Genomic DNA, 1,775 nt, shown 5'->3' with positions numbered 1-1,775 from the left:
CAAGGTGCTCATCGCCAACCGTGGCGAAATCGCTGTCCGGGTGGCCCGGGCCTGCCGGGACGCCGGGATCGCGAGCGTGGCGGTCTACGCGGACCCGGACCGGGACGCCGTGCACGTCCGTGCGGCGGACGAGGCGTTCGCCCTGGGCGGTGACACCCCCGCCACCAGCTACCTCGACATCGGCAAGGTCCTGGCCGCCGCCCGGGAGTCCGGCGCGGACGCCGTCCACCCCGGCTACGGCTTCCTCTCCGAGAACGCCGACTTCGCCCAGGCCGTCCTGGACGCCGACCTGATCTGGATCGGCCCGCCCCCGCACGCCATCCGCGACCTCGGCGACAAGGTCGCCGCCCGCCACATCGCCCAACGCGCCGGCGCACCCCTGGTCGCGGGCACCCCCGACCCGGTCTCCGGCGCCGACGAGGTCGTCGCCTTCGCCGAACAGCACGGCCTGCCCATCGCCATCAAGGCCGCCTTCGGCGGCGGCGGCCGCGGCCTGAAAGTCGCCCGCACTCTCGACGAGGTCCCCGAACTCTACGACTCCGCCGTCCGCGAGGCGGTCGCCGCGTTCGGCCGCGGCGAATGCTTCGTCGAGCGCTACCTCGACCGCCCCCGCCACGTCGAGACCCAGTGCCTGGCCGACAAGCACGGCAACGTCGTCGTCGTCTCCACCCGCGACTGCTCCCTGCAGCGCCGCCACCAGAAACTCGTCGAGGAGGCCCCCGCCCCCTTCCTCACCGACGAGCAGACCGCCGAGCTCTACCGCGCCTCCAAGGCCATCCTCCGCGAGGCCGGCTACGAAGGCGCCGGCACCTGCGAGTTCCTCGTCGGCCAGGACGGCACCATCTCCTTCCTCGAGGTCAACACCCGCCTCCAGGTCGAACACCCCGTCACCGAGGAAGTCACCGGCATCGACCTCGTCCGGGAGATGTTCCGCATCGCCGACGGCGAACCACTCGGCTACGACGACCCCGCCCTGCGCGGCCACTCCTTCGAGTTCCGCATCAACGGCGAGGACCCCGGCCGCGGCTTCCTGCCCGCCCCCGGCACCGTCACCCGCTTCGACCCGCCCACCGGCCCCGGCGTCCGCCTCGACGCCGGCGTCGAGGCCGGCAGCGTCATCGGCCCCGCCTGGGACTCCCTGCTCGCCAAACTCATCGTCACCGGCCGCACCCGCGCCGAAGCCCTCCAACGCGCCGCCCGCGCCCTGCACGAGTTCCGCGTCGAGGGCATGGCCACCGCCCTCACCTTCCACCGCGTCGTCGTCGCCGACCCCGCCTTCGCCCCCGAACTCACCGGATCCACCGACCCCTTCACCGTCCACACCCGCTGGATCGAGACCGAGTTCACCAACACCATCGCCCCCTTCACCGCCCCCGCCGACACCGCCGAAGCGGACGAGGACAGCGGCCGCGAGACCGTCGTCGTCGAGGTCGGCGGCAAGCGCCTGGAAGTCTCCCTGCCCTCCTCCCTCGGCATGAGCCTGGCCCGCACCGGACTCGCCGCCGGCGCCAAACCCAAACGCCGCGCCGCGAAGAAGTCCGGGCCCGCCGCCTCCGGCGACACCCTCGCCTCCCCCATGCAGGGCACCATCGTCAAGGTCGCCGTCGAGGAAGGCCAGGAAGTCAAGGAAGGCGACCTCGTCGTCGTCCTCGAAGCGATGAAGATGGAACAGCCCCTCAACGCCCACAAGTCCGGCACCGTCAAGGGCCTCACCGCCGAGATCGGCGCCTCCCTCACCTCCGGCGCCCCCATCTGCGAGATCAAGGACTGACGGG

General features: G+C 72.5%; 1 protein-coding gene. It reads left to right on the top strand.

Annotated elements, in window-relative coordinates:
- A partial coding sequence (locus ACL02U_RS32780) for an acetyl/propionyl/methylcrotonyl-CoA carboxylase subunit alpha (RefSeq protein ID WP_412794658.1) occupies positions 1-1,771 on the top strand: 1,771 nt, incomplete at its 5' end.
- Between the last annotated feature and the right edge of the window lie 4 nt (positions 1,772-1,775).

This window comes from Streptomyces sp. MS06 (genome assembly GCF_047200655.1).
GTDB lineage: Bacteria > Actinomycetota > Actinomycetes > Streptomycetales > Streptomycetaceae > Streptomyces.
Note: the sequence above shows the minus strand (reverse complement) of the source record. Positions and strands in the feature narration are given on the sequence as shown.